The sequence below is a fragment of the Thioalkalivibrio nitratireducens DSM 14787 genome (assembly GCF_000321415.2).
Lineage (GTDB): Bacteria > Pseudomonadota > Gammaproteobacteria > Ectothiorhodospirales > Ectothiorhodospiraceae > Thioalkalivibrio > Thioalkalivibrio nitratireducens.
In genome coordinates this window covers 2,484,452-2,502,403 of sequence record NC_019902.2, presented here as the reverse complement: position 1 = coordinate 2,502,403, position 17,952 = coordinate 2,484,452, and the positions used below count along the sequence as shown (strand labels likewise).

At 67.7% G+C, this 17,952-nt stretch carries 15 protein-coding genes; 13 read left to right on the top strand and 2 right to left on the bottom strand.

What is annotated here, in order from left to right:
• Both TVNIR_RS11450 and TVNIR_RS11445 read right to left on the bottom strand, forming a co-directional pair.
• On the bottom strand, nucleotides 1–1,113 hold the full coding sequence (locus TVNIR_RS11450; protein WP_157092269.1) for a lipocalin-like domain-containing protein: 1,113 nt from the start codon (nucleotides 1,111–1,113) through the stop codon (nucleotides 1–3).
• 439 nt (nucleotides 1,114–1,552) lie between these two features.
• Nucleotides 1,553–1,744, bottom strand: a complete 192-nt coding sequence (locus tag TVNIR_RS11445; RefSeq protein WP_015259191.1) for a PA3496 family putative envelope integrity protein — start codon at nucleotides 1,742–1,744, stop codon at nucleotides 1,553–1,555.
• A 257-nt stretch (nucleotides 1,745–2,001) separates the two neighbouring features.
• Between TVNIR_RS11445 and msrP the strand changes: the two genes are divergently transcribed.
• The 13 genes from msrP (at nucleotide 2,002) to TVNIR_RS11380 (ending at nucleotide 17,951) form a co-directional block, all read left to right on the top strand.
• Nucleotides 2,002–2,937 carry a protein-methionine-sulfoxide reductase catalytic subunit MsrP gene (msrP, locus tag TVNIR_RS11440; protein ID WP_015259190.1) on the top strand — a complete coding sequence of 312 codons (936 nt, stop codon included), beginning with the start codon at nucleotides 2,002–2,004 and terminating at the stop codon, nucleotides 2,935–2,937.
• Nucleotides 2,938–3,176: 239 nt separating this feature from the next.
• On the top strand, nucleotides 3,177–3,797 hold the full coding sequence (locus tag TVNIR_RS11435) for a protein-methionine-sulfoxide reductase heme-binding subunit MsrQ (protein WP_015259189.1): 621 nt from the start codon (nucleotides 3,177–3,179) through the stop codon (nucleotides 3,795–3,797).
• A gap of 47 nt (nucleotides 3,798–3,844) precedes the next feature.
• Nucleotides 3,845–4,453, top strand: a complete 609-nt coding sequence (locus tag TVNIR_RS11430; protein WP_043740596.1) for a hypothetical protein — start codon at nucleotides 3,845–3,847, stop codon at nucleotides 4,451–4,453.
• Nucleotides 4,454–4,585: 132 nt separating this feature from the next.
• A complete protein-coding gene (locus tag TVNIR_RS11425; protein ID WP_015259187.1) occupies nucleotides 4,586–4,915 on the top strand; it encodes a putative signal transducing protein in 330 nt (109 codons plus the stop codon).
• Between the two features lie 128 nt (nucleotides 4,916–5,043).
• The gene (locus TVNIR_RS11420; RefSeq protein WP_015259186.1) at nucleotides 5,044–5,598 is read left to right on the top strand and encodes an NUDIX domain-containing protein; all 555 of its coding nucleotides are present in this window, start codon (nucleotides 5,044–5,046) and stop codon (nucleotides 5,596–5,598) included.
• Between the two features lie 312 nt (nucleotides 5,599–5,910).
• Nucleotides 5,911–7,236 carry a nitrate regulatory protein gene (locus TVNIR_RS11415; protein ID WP_015259185.1) on the top strand — a complete coding sequence of 442 codons (1,326 nt, stop codon included), beginning with the start codon at nucleotides 5,911–5,913 and terminating at the stop codon, nucleotides 7,234–7,236.
• Between the two features lie 479 nt (nucleotides 7,237–7,715).
• Complete coding sequence (locus TVNIR_RS11410; RefSeq protein ID WP_043740594.1) at nucleotides 7,716–9,122, top strand: CmpA/NrtA family ABC transporter substrate-binding protein; 1,407 nt, start codon at nucleotides 7,716–7,718, stop codon at nucleotides 9,120–9,122.
• 28 nt (nucleotides 9,123–9,150) lie between these two features.
• Nucleotides 9,151–10,122 (top strand): nitrate ABC transporter permease, encoded by a 972-nt coding sequence (gene ntrB, locus TVNIR_RS11405; RefSeq protein WP_083499449.1) that lies wholly within the window; start codon nucleotides 9,151–9,153, stop codon nucleotides 10,120–10,122.
• An 8-nt stretch (nucleotides 10,123–10,130) separates the two neighbouring features.
• Nucleotides 10,131–10,925 (top strand): ABC transporter ATP-binding protein, encoded by a 795-nt coding sequence (locus tag TVNIR_RS11400; protein ID WP_015259182.1) that lies wholly within the window; start codon nucleotides 10,131–10,133, stop codon nucleotides 10,923–10,925.
• A complete protein-coding gene (gene nirB / locus TVNIR_RS11395; RefSeq protein WP_015259181.1) occupies nucleotides 10,925–13,405 on the top strand; it encodes a nitrite reductase large subunit NirB in 2,481 nt (826 codons plus the stop codon). The genes TVNIR_RS11400 and nirB overlap by 1 nt, the downstream gene beginning before the upstream one ends.
• Nucleotides 13,402–13,809, top strand: coding sequence for a nitrite reductase small subunit NirD (gene nirD / locus TVNIR_RS11390; protein WP_015259180.1), 408 nt, complete (start codon nucleotides 13,402–13,404; stop codon nucleotides 13,807–13,809). The genes nirB and nirD overlap by 4 nt, the downstream gene beginning before the upstream one ends.
• Entirely contained in the window at nucleotides 13,806–16,592 is a 2,787-nt protein-coding gene (locus TVNIR_RS11385) for a nitrate reductase (RefSeq protein WP_015259179.1), read from the top strand. The genes nirD and TVNIR_RS11385 overlap by 4 nt, the downstream gene beginning before the upstream one ends.
• Before the next feature lie 222 nt (nucleotides 16,593–16,814).
• Nucleotides 16,815–17,951, top strand: a complete 1,137-nt coding sequence (locus TVNIR_RS11380; protein WP_015259178.1) for a response regulator — start codon at nucleotides 16,815–16,817, stop codon at nucleotides 17,949–17,951.
• Nucleotide 17,952: the final 1 nt, after the last annotated feature.

Here is a 17,952-nt window from a genome sequence, read left to right as displayed (position 1 = left end):
TCAGTATCCGCCGAGCTCCAGCCAGCCCCAGCCCTGTACCGGCTGACCGCCGCTCGTTCCATCGGTCTGCAGCAGGCCGCTCCAGCCTGGCAGCAGCAAGTCGGGCGGCGGCCTCGGCTGAGCGGCCTCGGCCTGCAGGGCCAGGGCCGCCGCGGGGGACTCCAGTGTCCAACGAAGCGGATGGTCGTACAAGCTGGGGCCCGTAGGCGCCAACGCTTCACGCGGCAGCAGCGCCGGTTCATTCCCAGACGACAGCCACAGGCACTGGCCGAGCGGAATCCCGCCTGCTCCCCGGCGGCGCAGTTGCAGACAGCGCAGGGCTGAACCGTCTGCCAGTTCCAGCCAGAGCCGATTCAGGGTCAACTGCCCCTGCGCAAGCGGAAGGCGGCGGCCCCAGAAGTGCTCTACCAGCGCCTGGCCTTCGACAGCATGCTGGTCTGCGTCACGCTTGATGTAGCCTTCGGCCTGCCATCCGGACCACCAGTATCCGTGGCTGCCGGGCTGGTCGGTGCCGAGTCCGGGAATGCCGGCAATCGGAACGGCGTCGTGTGGTGGTGGCCACAGCGTGAGTTGAAGCTGCGTGCCGCCAGCATTGGCACGCAGGCGAAAGCATCGGCAGTCCAAGTCGTGCTCCGCCGCCCAGTCTTCCACCCAGACGCGCAGTTCGTCGGACCCAGCGAGGCCCAGTGCGCCTCGGCCGACGCGTTCGTCGGCATGCGCCCACGACGCGCTTGGCTCCTCCAGAACGAGGCTTGCCCAGTACATCTGGTGTGCGGCCCAGGCGGATTCTCGCGCCGGTGGGTCCGGTGCCAATGCGAGCCGGTAAAACGCCAGCCGGAAGCCGAGGCTGTTGTCAGCGATCCCGTTCAGACGGCCGGCGAAGAACCAATACTCGCCAAACTGCTCGGGATGGTCGCCGTGATCTTCCGGGAAACGGTGGGTCCACTTGGCCGGTGGATCGGGAAACCGGTCAGCAGCCTCGGACAAGCCCGCCCAGGGCGAGGGTTCGGCCGCATTGGGTACCGCGGTCGGTCCTCGCGATTGCATCCATGCCAAGGCCGCCAATGCGGTCAGTGCGAGGACGACCGTCCCGGCTGTCAACCAGATTCGCACGCGGATCGACTCCTGCAAGAACGGGTTCGAAAACCGGGAATTCCCGCCGATCGGTTCTAGGGGAAGAAGAATACGTCAGGGCGCCGATTGGACACACGGCCCTCCAATAGCCAGGCCCATGCAAGGTGGACCCGCATGCCGGCCACGGGGTTCAGTGTCCAAACGGGAACCAGCCCGTTCGGCGGGCAAGGCGACAATCAGAAAACGGATGCCGGCTAAGCCCAATACGAGGAGGGCTCAGGCCGTCGTTCCACGTCAGGGAAGCTTTCCGGGACGCGCCGCGACCGCGCTTTCGGTGGCGGTCTCGGTGCCCCTTCCTCGTGCACCTTCGGCCATGGCCTGAGGTGCCGCCAAGCCCGCGTCGACCGCCAGCGCCGCAACGCGGGTCCTTGCAGGTGGTCTGATGCGCGGCGCCGAGTGGGCCGGCGCCGCGCGGGGGTCACCAGTCCAGGTCGTCCAGCGCACCGCCCTCGTCGAGGTCGTCGCGTAGGCGGCTGCGCAGTGCCCGCTGTTCGAGCAGGCGTTCGAGCGAGCGCCGTGCAGCCAAGGGATTCGTCTGGGGGCGCTGCATCGCTCCGATGTCCACGGTGTCGTCGTCGTATTCCAGGTTCAGGTCGTCGTTCAGGCTCATCGTTCGATTCTCTCGTAAAGTTGAATTTCTCCCCTTTATAAGGATTCGCTGATAAAGATCAACCAGAAAAAACTTATCCCGGATCAACCTGGTTTATTGTCCATTTCCCATGTGTGGGAAGACTGCGTGCGCGGCCGAACTCCGTTACAGGGGTGCGTGTCTCAGGGATGCCGGAGTACGGGCCCGAACCAGCGAGTGCCGTTCCTCCTCCGGGGCTGTACCCTTTACCATCGGCCATGCACGCGAGGAACCCGCCCATGCTGATCCGCACCCGTCGTCGATCCGAGGCCAATCCCAGCGAGATCACACCCAGGGAGGTCTATCAGCGCAGACGCGATTTCCTCCGTGGCGGCCTCGCCCTCGGCGCCGGGCTCGTTCTGCCTGCGGCGGGGCAGGGGAGCGCGGCGCTCGAGTACACGCCCGGATCGTTCTCGACCGACGAGAAACCCACTCCGTACGAGGACGTAACGACCTACAACAACTTCTTCGAACTGGGTACGGGCAAGGCGGACCCGGCGCGCAACGCGCATCTTCTGACGACCGAACCCTGGACAGTCGTGGTCGACGGGGCGTGTTCCAACCCTGGGCGTTACGCGCTCGAAGATTTCCTGCGGCCCTGGGAGCTGGAGGAGCGGATTTATCGCCTGCGCTGCGTCGAGGGCTGGTCGATGGTGATCCCCTGGGTTGGTTTCGAACTGAACCGGGTGCTGAGGAAGGCCGAACCCGACGGCTCGGCGCGCTACGTCGCGTTCGAGTCCGTGCTGGATCCTGACAACCTGCCCGGGCAGCGGCGCCCGGTATTGGAGTGGCCGTATACCGAGGGACTCCGGCTGGACGAGGCAAAGCATCCGCTGACCCTGCTCGCGGTGGGCCTGTACGGCGATGCGCTGCCGAACCAGAACGGTGCACCGCTGCGACTGGTAGTGCCGTGGAAATACGGCTTCAAGAGCATCAAGTCGATCGTTCGTATCCGCTTCACCGAGGTCGAGCCGACGACCGCGTGGAACCTGGCACAGCCGAACGAGTACGGTTTCTACAGCAACGTGAACCCCGATGTCCCGCATCCGCGGTGGTCGCAGCGCACCGAGCGCCGGATCGGCGAATTGCGCCGGCGCCGGACGCTGATGTTCAACGGCTACGGGGACGAGGTCGCGCATCTCTACGAGGGGATGGACCTGAAACGGTATTTCTAGGGGAAACGTGAATCATGGTTCTGGTCATTGCGAGCGAAGCGCTCCACTCCATATGGAACAGGCGAAATCCACTCCTTGTGGATCGCGCCTTGTGGATCGCTATGTCCCGCCGCGCTGCGCTCGCGGCCGCAGGCCGCCCGTGGCGATGACACCGAACCCCGAGCTTTCCTGAGGGACCCGTGGGTTCGTCGTTCCGTGGGACGCACGACCGGGCGCGGTCCGGCCGGCGATCGGCCGTAGTGCCACCGTTCGTGTGGTGGCTGGCACTGTCGGCCGGCCTGCTGCCAGGCGCGTGGCTTGCCGCCCGGATCGGCGGTGCTTTCGGCGGGCTGGGCGTCAATCCGATCGAACGGCTCCTCGCGGATACGGGCACCGTGGCGATGATCGTGCTGCTGGTGGCGCTGGCGGTGACCCCGCTGCGGCGGCTGACTGGGTGGGCCGCGATCGGCCGGCTGCGGCGCATGCTGGGGCTGCTGGCGTTCGCGTACGCCAGCACGCACTTCGTGGTCTGGTTCGGGGTTGACCTGTTCTTCGACCTGCTGCTGATCCTGGATGACCTGACCACGCGGCCGTATGCGATGGCGGGATTCGGTGCCTGGCTGATCCTGCTGCTGCTCGCGCTGACCTCGACCCGGCGCGCGGTGGCACTGTTGGGACGCAACTGGGTCCGCCTGCACCGGGCGGTGTATCTGGCCGGGGTACTTGCGGTCGTGCACATCGTCTGGCTGACCCGCGCCGATTACCGTGACGCCATGCTGTACACGCTGGTCCTCGGACTTCTGCTCAGCCTTCGGGTCGTCTGGGCACTGAACCAACGCCGCAGAGCCCGCGGAGAACCCGCGCGAAATGGGGTCGTATGATCGGCAGGGCTATACTCGCGGGCATGCATTCTGTGTCGGAGCCGTTCTTGCCCAGCTTCATCCTGCAGTTCCTGCTACCGGCGCCTGATCGCCCGCAACGTACGCCGGTCGCGATCCGCGCCGAGGGTGAATTGCCCGAGTATGCCCAGATCTGGATCTGGGACATGCTCTATGCCCGGCAGCTGTACGCGATGGCCGAGGGTCCGCTTGCTGCGGAATTGCGCGAGACGCTGGAGATCTGGGCTGTGAACATGTCCAGCAAGGTTTTCCAGCCGCGCGATCACGTGCGTTCCAAGGGGCACCTGCAGTTGTCGGACGATCTGGAATGGGTCGTTGATGCAGACGCGGAGCAGGTCGCCCAGAGCGTTCGGGTCGAGGTCGAGGGTAGGGGCGGCGCCGGCGATCTGCCGCGGATTCGCGTGAGCCCGGATATCCTGCCCAACGAAACCCGTTTCTGGCTGGTTCTGGCGCTGGCACAGTATTTCATCGACGAGAACGACCTGTTCGCGCGCGAGCTGCCGATCCACGTGCTGGCGTTCCGCAAGTACCACGCCGACATCCATCGGCCGGACACGCCGGAAGCCGCCGAGGAGGCACCGTTCTACGCGATCCAGAAGGCGCTGGAATATTTCCAAAGCGCGGGTCATGCCCGCTGAGGAGCGAAAGGTGTACGAACGCTGTATTCGCCGCGGGGGCCGGGTCCTGCACGTGTCGCCGGTGAGCCGTTGCACCGCCCGATCGGTACTGCTGGTGCGGTGTGCGCCCACCGGCTGGGGCCGGGTCGCGTCATGAAGACCGTGTACACCGCCGCCGACCCGATCATGGCCGGGTTCATCGAAGGTGTATTGCAGAACGCCGGCATCCAGGCCCACGTGTTGCAGGCCGGGCTCTACGGCGCGGCAGGCGAGATCCCTCCGAACGAATGCTGGGCCCGGGTCGTGGTCGTGCACGAGGAACAGGCCGAGCAGGCGCGTGCGGTGATCAAGGAATACCTGGAAGCCGAGGCGGATCCTACTGCCTGCGACTGGACCTGTCCGCGCTGCAAGGAAAGGAGCGAGGCCCAGTTCACCCAGTGCTGGAACTGCGGCTACGAGCGCGAAACCCCGCCGGGTCGCTAGCGCCTTACCCCCTTCCCAACCCTCTCTCCCTGGAACGGCGGAGGGGCGTGTTTTCCGAGCCAACTTCAGGCCTTTATCCGCCACCACATGGGTGCCATCATGCCGCGGAACCCGACCGGAGGGACCCTATGCGCAACCCCGAAGACGATCACCTGTACGAGGCGACCCTCTCCTCGGAGACCGTGTTCGACGGCGTAGTGATCAAGCTTTTCCGCGACCGCATTCGCCTGCCCGACGGGAGCGAAGGAATACGCGAATACATCCGGCACCCGGGTGCGGTGCTGATTGTCGCCCAACTCCCGGACACCCGCCTGCTGTTCGTTCGCCAGTTCCGCTATGCCCTGGGGCGTTCCGTGCTCGAACTGCCCGCGGGGCGCATCGATCCCGGTGAGGCGCCTGGCGACTGCGCTCGCCGCGAGTTGCTGGAAGAGACCGGCTACGAAGCCCGGGACTGGCGGCCGCTCGGGTCGATTCACACCTGCGTCGGCTACTCCGACGAGCGGATCGACGTGTACTTGGCCCGCGAGCTGACCGAGGTCGGCGCCGAGCCCGACGACGGCGAGTTTCTGGAGATTCTCAGCCTGACTCCGGACGCCGCCGAACAGGCGGCCCGGGACGGGCGCGTCACCGACGCCAAGACACTTTCCGCGCTGTTCCTGGCGCTGCCGCACCTACGCGGCTGACCGACCGGAGACGGGCCACTACGCGCGGCCCTCGACGCTGCTCGGCGGTAGGCACCCGGAACGGGCGGAAGAGACCGCAGGCCGTCACCCGCCGTTCCCACGCCAGGGTTGCCGCGAGCGTTGCAGTGCTGCCAACGCTGGTTGGCGAGGGTGGGGGGCGGACCGTGCCGGCCTTCGTCACCCCGTTGTGAGTCCGCTGGGCGTGGTGGCTCCGAGGCGACTTTCCCGGTACGGATCGTGCATCCCGCTGGACGATGGGTCCGGATCGGTGCGCGGCATCGGTCGCGCAGCCGGGCTGGGGGGACACGCGGAATGGACACGGCGGAACGCAGCGCACTGGAGTTTCTGGTTGCGGCGCGGCGCTGCGAGGTGGCGGCGCTGGAGCAGCTCGCGCAGGCGGTGCAACTGGTCGCGGTCGTTCGCGCGCTGATGCACAGCCTGCAGCGCGAACGTGGGGCGTCGAACCTGTACCTCGGGTCATCTGGCCGTCGGTACGGCGAACGGCTCCAGCAGTACCGCGAAGATTCGGAACGGGCCCAGGCCAGTTTTCTGGAGCACCTGTCGACCTGGTTGAATCCGGGATCCCGCGGGTTGCAGTGTAGCCGCCTGCTCGGTGGCATCGCGCTGGCGGTGGACGGGCTTTCGCGGCTCCCCGAGTTGCGTGCTGCGATCCTGCGGCAGGATGTCGACGCGCCCGAGGTGATCGAGCGGTTCACCGAACTGCTCGGCCACCTTCTGGGGGTGGTGTTCGAGGCGGCCGACACGGCCGTGGATCCGGAGGTGTCCCGAGCACTCGTTGCGTTGTTCAACCTGATGCAGGGGAAAGAACTTTCGGGCCAGGAGCGCGCGATCGGCGTGGCAGGGTTCAGCCGCGGCTGGGGCGACGAGACGCTGCGCCAATCGCTGGTGCACCGCATCGATGCCCAGGAGCGCTGCTTCCGGATCTTCACCGAGTTCTGCGACGAGGATTCGCTGCGTCTCTGGCAGGAGTGCCAGACCGTGCCCCACACGGCCGAACTGGAACGGCTGCGCCGGATCGCCTGTACCGGCAGCCGGGATGGACTGCTAGAAGGATCGCTGGACCTCGCCGAACTCTGGTTCGCCCAGGCGACCCATCGCATCGACGCGTTGTGGGGGGTAGAGGAGCAACTGGAGGCCCATTTGCGCGGCCTCTGCGAGCGCCGGCTTTTGGAAGTGCGCGCGGTTCTGGAGGATGCAACCGCGTTGACGGGCGGTGGGGAAGCCGATTCCCGCGGGCGGGAACAGCCATCGGCGGTGATCCTCGGCAGGCCGCTGCCGGTCACTGGCGAGGCGGGTGCGGCACGGTTGATCGAGCTGGAACGCCAGCGGCTGGAGGGCAACGGTGGCCTGCTGCAGACCTCGTTGATGGACCTGGTGCATGTCCAGTCGCGGCAGTTGCACGCGATCGCGGACGAGCTGACCGCAGCGCGCGAGGCGCTGGCCGAGCGCAAGCTGATCGAGCGGGCGAAGTCTCTGCTGATGAAGCACCGCAACCTGTCCGAGGAGCAGGCCTACCGTCTGCTGCGCCAGACGGCGATGAACCAGAACCGGAGGCTTGCCGAGGTCGCGGAAGCGACCGTGGCCATGGCCGATGTGCTGGCCTCCCCGGTCACGTAGACCAGCCCCCCAGCCGAACCGGCGGTGGCCGAATCCCCTTGGCCCGATGGTTCACACGCGACACCCCATTGGCGAGAGGGCTCGCTTCCTAAAGGTAGACATCCCCGCGCCTGCAAACGCGGCGGGGGCGCACCACAGGCGGGCACGGTGAAGGTAATGGCACCAGCCTAGTGCGGTGACTGCCATGTCCCGGCGGTGCGGCGCCTGCGGTGCCGCACTTCGTGTTCGACCGGCGTTACCGCGATTTCTGGCGCCAAGTCGTTGAAGGAACAATGAGCACCGTATGGCAACGGATTGTGTCGGCACGGCCGTGACCGAGTTGGCACGGTGTCTGCTTGGCTTATCGCGAGCAGGACCAACGGCGGTCCTTCGCTTTGGATTCGGACAAAGGCGTCCACCCGCAGGTTGCGTTCTTCGCGGCCTGCACGGTGCGACGCCTTTTTGTTGCGCAGGTTTTCCAACAGACAAGGGGGCAGTTCATGAACGATCAGAAGCAGCCGGGCAATCCTTCACGGCGTCGATTCCTCGGTGCGCTCGCCGCTGGTGCGGGCGCGATTACGTTGGGTACGCACCCGGACTTCTTCCGCGCCGCGGCCTGGGCGGGGGGTGCCGAAGGCCTGGAACGAACGAAGCTCAGCCTGGGGTTCATCCCGCTGACCGATTGTGCACCGCTGGTGATGGCCTACGAGAAGGGGTACTTCAGGAAATACGGCCTCGACGTGACGGTGGCGAAGGAGGCCTCCTGGGCCAATATCCGCGACAAGGTCTCCGTCGGAGAACTGGATGGCGGGCACATGTTGGCGGGCATGCCGATCGCGGCCAGTCTCGGCGTGGGCGCGACGCGCAGGCCGACCGTCACCGCGTTCAGCATGGACCTGAACGGCAATGCCATCACGGTCTCGAACGACCTGTACGACCGGATGCTGGAGGCCGACCCGGAGGCGATGGCCGAGCGCCCGATGACCGCCCGCGCGCTGAAGAAGGTGATCGACGCCGACAAGGCCGCGGGACGCGAGCCGATGACCTTCGCGATGGTGTTCCCGGTGTCGACTCACAACTACGAGCTGCGCTACTGGATGGCCGCCGCCGGCATCGACCCGGACCAGGACATCCGGCTGATCGTGATCCCGCCGCCGCAGATGGTCGCGAACCTGCGCGCGCGCAACATCGATGGCTACTGCGTCGGCGAGCCCTGGAACGAGCGCGCGGTGGACGCCGGGATCGGGCGGGTAGTGATCACCAACTACGAGATCTGGAACAACAATCCCGAGAAGGTGCTGGGGTTCAACCAGGACTGGGTGGAACGGTACCCGACCACCCACAAGGCGCTGCTGATGGCGCTGATCGAGACCAACCGCTGGATGGATGATCCGGCCAACCGCATGGAGGTGGTCGAGACGATCTCGCAGAGGCGCTGGGTGAATGCCCCGGTGGACGTGGTGAAGATGTCGATGACCGGCACCTTCAAGTACGCGCCCGACGAGGAACCGCGCCAGCTCCCGGACTTCAACGTCTTCTACCGCTATGCCGCCACCTTCCCCTGGCGCTCCCACGCCGAGTGGTTCCTGACCCAGATGATCCGCTGGGGCCAGGTCGAGACGCCGATCGACATCCGTGCCGAGGCGGCCCGCGTGTACCGCACCGACCTCTACCGCGAGGCGGCGCGGGCGCTGGGCATCGCGTATCCGACCGTGGACCACAAGACCGAGGGCGACCGTGCCGAGCCCTGGATGCTCGAGGCCGCGAGCGCGCCGATTGCGATGGGCCCGGACCGGTTCTTCGACGGCAACCGCTTCGACCCGACCGATCTGCTCGCGTACATCGACGGCTTCGCAGTGCACAACCGCAAGGTCGCGATGGCCGATCTCGCCGCGATGAACGCCTGAACCGGACCCGGATACTGGAGGAACACCCATGAGCCTCTCTCTTACCACCATTCCGGCCGCCGGATCCCCGCGGCCCGATGCCGTTCCGCGTCGGGACACGGTTTCGCCGGGCCCCGCGATTGCTGGGCCCGCTCGCGAGGAACCGGCCCGGCCTGCCGATGCCGCCGTGGGGCGGCCGCAGGAACGGATCGCGGTGGACCGGCGTTTCGAGACGATGGTCGAGAAACTGCGACCGCTGACCCTCGCGATCCTGCTGCCGACGATCACCTTCCTGATCGTGCTCGGCGCCTGGCTGTTCGTGCACCAGGAAATCGCCCCCGACTTCCCGTCGCCGGCCGCGACCTTCGAACACGGCGTCGAGATGCTGTCGGACCCCTTCTACGACTACGGTCCGAACGACAAGGGCGTGGGCTACCAGTTGCTGTACTCCATCGGCCGGGTCCTGGTCGGTTTCGGCATCGCGGTGGCGGTGGCGATCCCGATCGGCATCCTGATGGGACTGTCGCGGACCTTCGACCGCGCCTGGCAGCCGCTGATCCAGATCCTGCGCCCGGTGTCGCCGCTGGCCTGGCTGCCGATCGGGCTGCTGTTGTTCAAGGCGGTGGACCCGTCGGCGATCTTCGTGATCTTCATCACCAGCATCTGGCCCACACTGCTGAACACCGCGGCCGGGGTGCGCGCGATCCCGCAGGACTACATGAACGTGGCCCGGGTGCTGCGCCTGTCGCGGACCGAGCTGCTGTTCAAGGTCGTACTCCCGGCGATCCGGCCCTACGTGATCACCGGCATGAAGCTGTCGCTCGGCATCGCCTGGATGGTGATCGTCGCGGCCGAGATGCTGACCGGCGGCGTGGGCATCGGCTTCTACATCTGGGACGAGTGGAACAACCTCAAGGTGGAATCGATCATCGTCGCGATCCTGCTGATCGGCCTCGTCGGGATCGTGTTCGACACCGTCATGACCCTGATCCAGAACCATTTCGACTACGAGCGCAAGTGAGGTCCGACATGCAGGCACAGTTGCTGATCGAACGCGCGGGCATCGAGTTTCCCGCCCGCACCGGCCCGTTCCGGGCATTGGAAAACATCGATCTCCGTGTCGACAAGGGCGAGTTCCTGTCGATCATCGGCCACTCCGGCTGCGGCAAGTCGACGATCCTGAACATCGTCGCCGGCCTGCTGCGCGCCACCGAGGGCGTGGTGCTGATGGACGGCCGCGAGGTCTGCGAGCCGGGCCCGGAACGGGCGGTGGTGTTCCAGAACCACTCGCTGCTGCCCTGGCTGACGGTCTACGAGAACGTCCGGCTGGCCGTGGACAAGGTCTGGCGCGGCCGAAGCCGGGACGAACGCGACCAGTGGACCCGGCACAACCTCGAGCGGGTGCACATGGGGCATGCGCTGGACAAGCGTCCGAGCGAGATCTCCGGCGGCATGAAACAGCGCGTGGGTATCGCTCGGGCGCTGGCGATGGAGCCGCACCTGTTGCTGCTCGACGAGCCCTTCGGCGCGCTCGACGCGCTGACCCGGGCGCATCTGCAGGACACACTGATGCAGATCCATGCGGAACTGGGCAACACCGTGCTGATGGTCACTCACGACGTCGACGAGGCGGTGCTGCTGTCGGACCGCATCGTGATGATGACCAACGGCCCCGCCGCGACCATCGGCGAGATCCTGAGGATCGACCTGCCGCGCCCGCGCCGGCGCCTGGAGATGGCGGATTCCCCCGAATACAACCACTACCGGGCCGAAGTGCTGCGTTTCCTGTACGAACGCCACCGCCAGCCCCAGGAGGCCGCGTGATGCTGACCCGAACCGGACAAAAACCACGGCTGGTGCTGGTTGGCAACGGCATGGCCGGCATGCGCACCGTCGAGGAACTGCTGAAGCTGAAACCGGACATGTACGAGATCACCGTGTTCGGCGCCGAGCCGCATGGCAACTACAACCGCATCCTGCTCTCGCCGGTGCTCGCGGGCGAGAAGACCGTCGACGAGATCCTGCTGAATGACGACGGCTGGTACGCCGAGCGCGGCATCCGGCTGCACAAGGGCCGTCGGGTCGCGCACATCCACCGCGGCCGCCGCGAGGTGGTCGCGGAAGACGGCACCCGCGAACCCTATGACCGCCTGCTGCTCGCGACCGGATCGACGCCGTTCGTGATCCCGGTGCCGGGGCACGATCTGCCGGGCGTGGTCAGCTTCCGCGACCTGCAGGACGTCGATGCGATGCTTGCCGCGAGCCGCTCGCACCGCCGCGCGGTGGTGATCGGCGGCGGACTGCTTGGGCTCGAGGCCGCGAACGGCCTGCTGCGCCAGGGCATGGAGGTCACCGTGGTGCATCTGATGGACACCTTGATGGAGCGCCAGATCGATCCGCCGGCGGCGGCGCTGCTGCAGCGCTCGCTGGAGGCGAAGGGCCTGCAGTTCCGCCTCGCGGCGCAGACCGAGGCGATTCTGGGCGACGGGCGGGTCACCGGCGTGCGTTTCCGCGACGGCACCGAGGTCCCGGCCGACCTGGTGGTGATGGCGGTCGGCATCCGGCCCAACGTCGAGCTGGCGAAGGCCTCCGGGATCCATTGCGAGCGCGGCGTGGTGGTGAACGACACCCTGCAGACCTACGATCCGGTCGTGTACGCGGTCGGCGAGTGCGTGCAGCACCGTGGGCAGTGCTACGGGCTGGTGGCGCCATTGTGGGAGCAGGCGAAGGTCTGCGCGAACCACCTCGCCGAGTACGGCATCGCGCGCTACGAAGGCTCGGTGACCGCGACCCGGCTGAAGGTCACCGGCATCGACCTGTTCTCGGCCGGGGACTTCCTCGGGGACGAGCACAGCGAGGATCTCGTGTTCCAGGACGCGGCACGCGGCGTGTACAAGAAGCTGGTGCTGCGCGACGGCGTCGTGCGCGGCGCGGTGCTCTATGGCGACACGATCGACGGCTCCTGGTACTTCCAGCTGCTGCGCGAGGGCACACCGGTCAACGATCTGCGCGACGGCCTGCTGTTCGGGCAGGCGCACCTCGGCGATTCCGGGCACGGCGACGACAAGACCCGGGTCGCGGCATTGCCGGACGCCGCCGAGATCTGCGGCTGCAACGGCGTCTGCAAGGGCGCGATCGTGCAGGCGATCACCGAAAAGAAGCTGTTCACGCTCGACGACGTGCGCGCGCATACCAAGGCGTCGAGTTCCTGCGGCTCCTGCACTGGCCTGGTCGAGTCGCTGCTCGCGACCACGCTCGGTGGCGACTATTCGCAGACGCCCGCGAAGAAGCCGGTCTGCGCCTGCACCGAGCACAGCCACGACGAGGTCCGGGCCGCGATCACCGAGCAGGGTCTGAAGACGATGGCAGCGGTGTTCGAGGCGCTCGACTGGAAAACCCCGGACGGCTGTCACGTCTGCCGCCCGGCGCTGAACTACTACCTGCTCGCAGCGTGGCCAGGCGAGTACCGAGACGATGCCCAGTCGCGGTTCATCAACGAACGCGCGCACGGCAACATCCAGAAGGACGGGACCTACTCGGTGGTGCCGCGCATCTGGGGCGGGGTGACCACGCCGACCGAGTTGCGCGCGATCGCTGCCGTCGCGGAGAAGTACCGGGTGCCGACGGTCAAGTTCACCGGCGGTCAGCGCATCGACCTGCTCGGCGTGAAGAAAAAGGACCTCCCCGCGATGTGGCGCGACCTCGGTGCCGCAGGGTTCGTGTCCGGGCACGCCTACGGCAAGGCGCTGCGCACGGTGAAGACCTGCGTCGGTTCCGAATGGTGCCGCTTCGGCACCCAGGACTCGACCGGTCTCGGCATTCAGATGGAGAAACTGACCTGGGGATCCTGGACCCCGCACAAGTTCAAGATGGGCGTCTCGGGCTGCCCGCGCAACTGCGCGGAAGCGACGATCAAGGATCTCGGCGTCGTCTGTGTCGACTCGGGCTACGAGATCCATGTCGGCGGCAATGGCGGTGTGAAGGTGCGGGTCACCGACTTCCTCTGCAAGGTCGCGACCGAGGCCGAGGTGCTCGAGATGACCGGCGCGTTCATGCAGCTCTACCGCGAGGAGGCGCGCTACCTGGAGCGCACCGCGCCGTGGATCGAGCGGGTGGGGCTGACCCACGTGCAGCAGGCGATCGTCGAGGACGCGGACAACCGCGCGCGGCTGCACCGGCGCTTTCTGGAGTCCCAGGGTCCAGCGCAGGTGGACCCCTGGGCGGAACGGGCCGCGGGGCACGCGGCGCAGGAGTTCCAGCCGCTCACGCCGATCGCAGAACGCCACGAGGAGGTGCCGGCATGAACTGGGTGAAACTGGGCGCGCTGGAGACGATTCCGCGGCTCGGTGCGCGGGTGGTCGCAGGCCCGAACGGCGACATCGCGGTGTTCCGCACCGCGGCCGACGGGGTATTCGCACTGGCCGACCGCTGCCCGCACAAGGGCGGGCCGTTGTCGCAGGGCATTGTGCACGGCGAGCGGGTGACCTGCCCGCTGCACAACTGGGTGATCGATCTGGCCTCGGGATCCGCGACCGGCCCCGACACCGGCTGCACCGGTGCCTACCGGGTGCGGGTCGACCAGGGGCAGGTCTGGCTGGATCTCGACCCGGTCGTCTCCGCCCCGGTCCACGCGGCCGCGGCGGATCCAGAGGAGGCAGCCGAGGCGGGGACGCAGGCCCCGACCCCGGCGCAGCGGGAGGCGGTATGAGCCCGCGGCCGGAAAGCCCGATGACCCGCAGCACCTGCCCGTACTGCGGGGTGGGCTGCGGGGTCGTCGTGCAGCCCACACCCGGCACGACGGCAGCGGGCGACTGCGAGCCGTCCGCGCCACCGGTGCTCGTTTCGGGCGACCCCGAGCACCCGGCGAACCGCGGCCGGCTCTGCTCGAAGGGCGCGGCGCTGGCCGAGACCCTGGGCCGGGAGACCCGGCTGCTCGAGCCGCGCATCGGGGATCGGGCAGCGTCCTGGGACGAGGCGCTCGATCATGTCGCGCGCGGTTTTCTCGACGTGATCGAGTCGGACGGTCCGGAGGCGGTCGCGTTCTACGTCTCCGGGCAGTTGCTGACCGAGGACTACTATGTCGCGAACAAGCTGATGAAGGGCTTCATCGGTGCCGCGAACATCGATACCAATTCCCGGCTGTGCATGTCGAGCGCGGTCGCCGCCCATCTGCGCGCGTTCGGTGCCGATGCCGTTCCGGGCAACTACGAGGATCTGGAACTCGCCGATCTGGTGGTTCTCGCGGGGTCGAACCTCGCCTGGACGCACCCGGTGCTGTTCCAGCGCCTGCAGGCCGCCCGCGAACGGCGCCCGCAGATGCGCGTGGTGGTGATCGACCCGCGCCGCACCGCCACCGCCGAGGCCGCCGATCTGCACCTCGCGCTGGCGCCGGGTACCGACGGCTGGCTGTTCAACGGCCTGTTGCACCACCTGTACCGCGAGGATCGGCTCGACCTGCAGTTCCTCGAGGACCATGTGGACGGCTTCGCCGCGACGCTGCGCGCGGCGCGGGACACCGCCGGCTCGGTGCCGCGCGTCGCCTCCGCCTGCGGGCTGCCCGAGGCCGACGTGGCGCAGTTCTTCCGCTGGTTCGCGCAGACCGAACGGACCGTCACATTGTTCTCGCAGGGAATCAACCAGTCCGACAGCGGCACCGACAAGGCCAACGCGATCCTGAACCTGCACCTCGCGACGGGTCGCATCGGCCAACCCGCACAGGCGCCGTTCTCGGTGACCGGACAGCCGAACGCAATGGGTGGGCGCGAGGTCGGCGGGCTCGCGAACCAGCTCGCCGCGCATATGGGCTTCGACGATCCCGGTGCGCACGATCGGCTGCGGCGTTTCTGGCGGGCGCCCCGGCTGGCGGCACGACCGGGCCTGAAAGCCGTCGAGCTGTTCCAGGCAATCGAAAGCGGGCGGGTGAAGGCGGTCTGGATCATGGGCACCAACCCGGCGTTCAGTCTGCCCGAGGCCGAACGGGTCTCCGATGCGCTGCGCCGCTGCCCGCTGGTGGTCGTGTCCGACTGCGTGGCCGACACCGAGACGACGCGGCTCGCCGACGTGCGGCTGCCCGCGTCGGCCTGGGGCGAGAAGGACGGCACGGTCACCAACTCGGAGCGGCGCATCTCGCGCCAGCGCGCGTTCCTGCCGCCGGCCGGGCAGGCGCGGCCGGACTGGTGGATCGTCTGCGAGGTCGCGCGGCGGATGGGCTTCGGCTCGGCTTTCCCCTACACCCGGCCGGTGGAAATCTTTCGCGAACACGCCCGCCTGTCGGCGTTCGAGAACGACGGGGAACGCGCGTTCGACATCGGCCCGCTGGCAGGGCTGAGCGACGCCGGCTATGACGCGCTGGCGCCGGTGCAATGGCCGGTGTTTGCGGCGCGTGCAGCCGGGGACCCGGCAATCGGATCGGCGCCAAGCGAGCCGGACCGTGCCGGCCTGCGGGGGACGGCCCGGCTCTTTTCGGACGGGCGTTTCTTCCATGCCGGAGGCCGCGCGCGGCTGATGCCGGTCGCGCCCCAGGGGCCGAGTCTGGCCATCGGCGCGGATTTCCCGCTGCGCATGAACACCGGCCGCATTCGGGATCACTGGCACAGCATGACGCGCACCGCGCTGTCGGCACGGCTCAGCGCACACCGGCCGGAGCCCTTCGTCGAGATTCACCCGACCGATGCCGCGGCCCATGGGATCGGCGACGGGCAGCTCGCACGCCTGTCCGGACCCGGCGGGCAGGCCGCGCTGCTGCGGGTCCGGGTCACCGCGGCGCAGCCGCCCGGCTCGGTGTTCGTGCCGATGCATTGGAGCGCGCCCCAGGCGCCGGCTGCACGGGTCAATGCGCTGGTGCCCGCGTCGACCGATCCGATCTCGGGGCAGCCGGCGTTCAAGGCGATACCAGTCGACCTGCGGCCGCTCGTCGCGGACTGGGTGGGATTCCTGCTGTCGCGCGAACGTCGGGTTCTGCCGGAACTGCCGTACCGAGCCGAATCCCGCGGCTTCGGTTTTTTCCGCTACGAACTGGCCGGAACGACAGCGGTGCCGGACTGGGTCCTCTGGGCCGACCGGATCCTCGGTTCCGCGGGCGATCGTCTGCAATTCTCCGATCAAGGGGCCGGCGTGTTCCGCGCGGCACGGATCCAGAGCGGGCGTTTGATGGCCGTGCTGTTCATCGGACCGGACCCGGCGCGGCTGCCGCCGCGCGAGGCACTGGGTCAGCTCTTCGGCCAGGCGGTGCTCGACGACCGGGCGCGAATCGGCCTGCTGTCGGGCCACCCGGAGACGGCCGCCCCGGCGCAGGGACGTCTGGTCTGTGCCTGCCATGGTGTGGGCGAAGAACGCATTCGCCAAGCGATCCGCGAGAGCGGGCTGTCCACGCAAGCGGAATTGGCCGACACCCTGGGTGCGGGAACCGGCTGCGGATCCTGCATCCCGGAACTGCGCGGTCTGCTCGGCGAGACGGTTTCAGCCGCTGGCGCGCGCGCCGGAATCCCGTGACCCGGTGCTCCAGTTTTTCGGCAGCCATTGGCCCCGTTTTCCAAGGCCAGTGCCGGGTTCCGCTGCGCCCTGCGCCTGGAACGCGGACCAGGGGCCGGAACCCATGGATCCCAGTGCCTGAGGGCGCCTACCCACTTGACGGACCCTGAAATCCGCACGGATACTGTGAATAATGCGACACAGTTCACATTGCGTTCGCGCGCGCTATGGTGGAGCGAAGTTATGCGGTCCGATTCCCGGGCGACTGTGCTGATCGTTGACGATGTCCCCGAGAATCTCGCGGTGCTCGGCGCGCTGCTGCGGCCCGAGTACCGGGTGCTGGCGGCGACTCGCGGCGAGGAGGCGCTGAAGCTCGTGCGGGGTCCGACCCGGCCCGACCTGATCCTGCTCGACGTGATGATGCCGGAGATGGACGGCTACAGCGTGCTTGCGTGCTTGCGCGGTGACTCGGCTACCAGCGATATCCCGGTGCTGTTTCTGACCGCTCTGGCCGACCCTGGCGAAGAGGAGCGTGGGCTCCGGGCCGGCGCCAGCGACTATCTGACCAAGCCGATCAAGCCGGCGGTGGTTCTGGCGCGTGTGCGTACCCAGCTCGAGGCAAAGCGTGCCCGGGACGGGCTGCTGGACCAGAACGCCGTGCTCGAGGCCGAGGTTGCGCGCCGCATGCGCGAGAACGACACAACCCAGTTGGTCGCGATCCGGGCGCTTGCCCATCTGGCCGAAACCCGGGATCCGGAAACCGGAAACCATATCCTGCGCACGCAGAGCTACGTGCAGCATCTCGCGAGCCGTCTCCAGTTCCATCCGCGTTTCGCCGCGACTCTCACCGATCATTACATCGATCTGCTGACCCGCTCGGCGCCTTTGCATGACATCGGCAAGGTCGGGATCCCCGATCACATCCTGCTGAAACCCGGCCCGCTGACGCCCAGCGAATGGGCGATCATGCAGACGCACGCGGCGCTGGGAAGCGATGCGATCGAGCACGCACAACAGGATGTCGGGGATCCGATCGAGTTTCTGTCGGCGGCGCAGCAGATCGCACGCTGGCATCACGAAAAATGGGACGGCAGCGGCTACCCGGACGGACTGGCCGGTGATGCGATCCCGGTCTCGGCCCGAATCATGGCCGTCGCCGACGTGTTCGATGCACTGATCTCGCCGCGGCCCTACAAGCCCGCATTACCCTTCGACGAGGCGCGCAGGATCATTGCCGAGGGTTCCGGGACTCACTTCGACCCCGATGTCGCCGCGGCCTTTCTCGACGGCTTCGATACCTTCTGCAATATCGCGCTGCGTTACCGGGATCCGGGAGAGGCCACCGCCAACCCCGCGCCCGCGGTCGCCCCGCGCGTTTGAT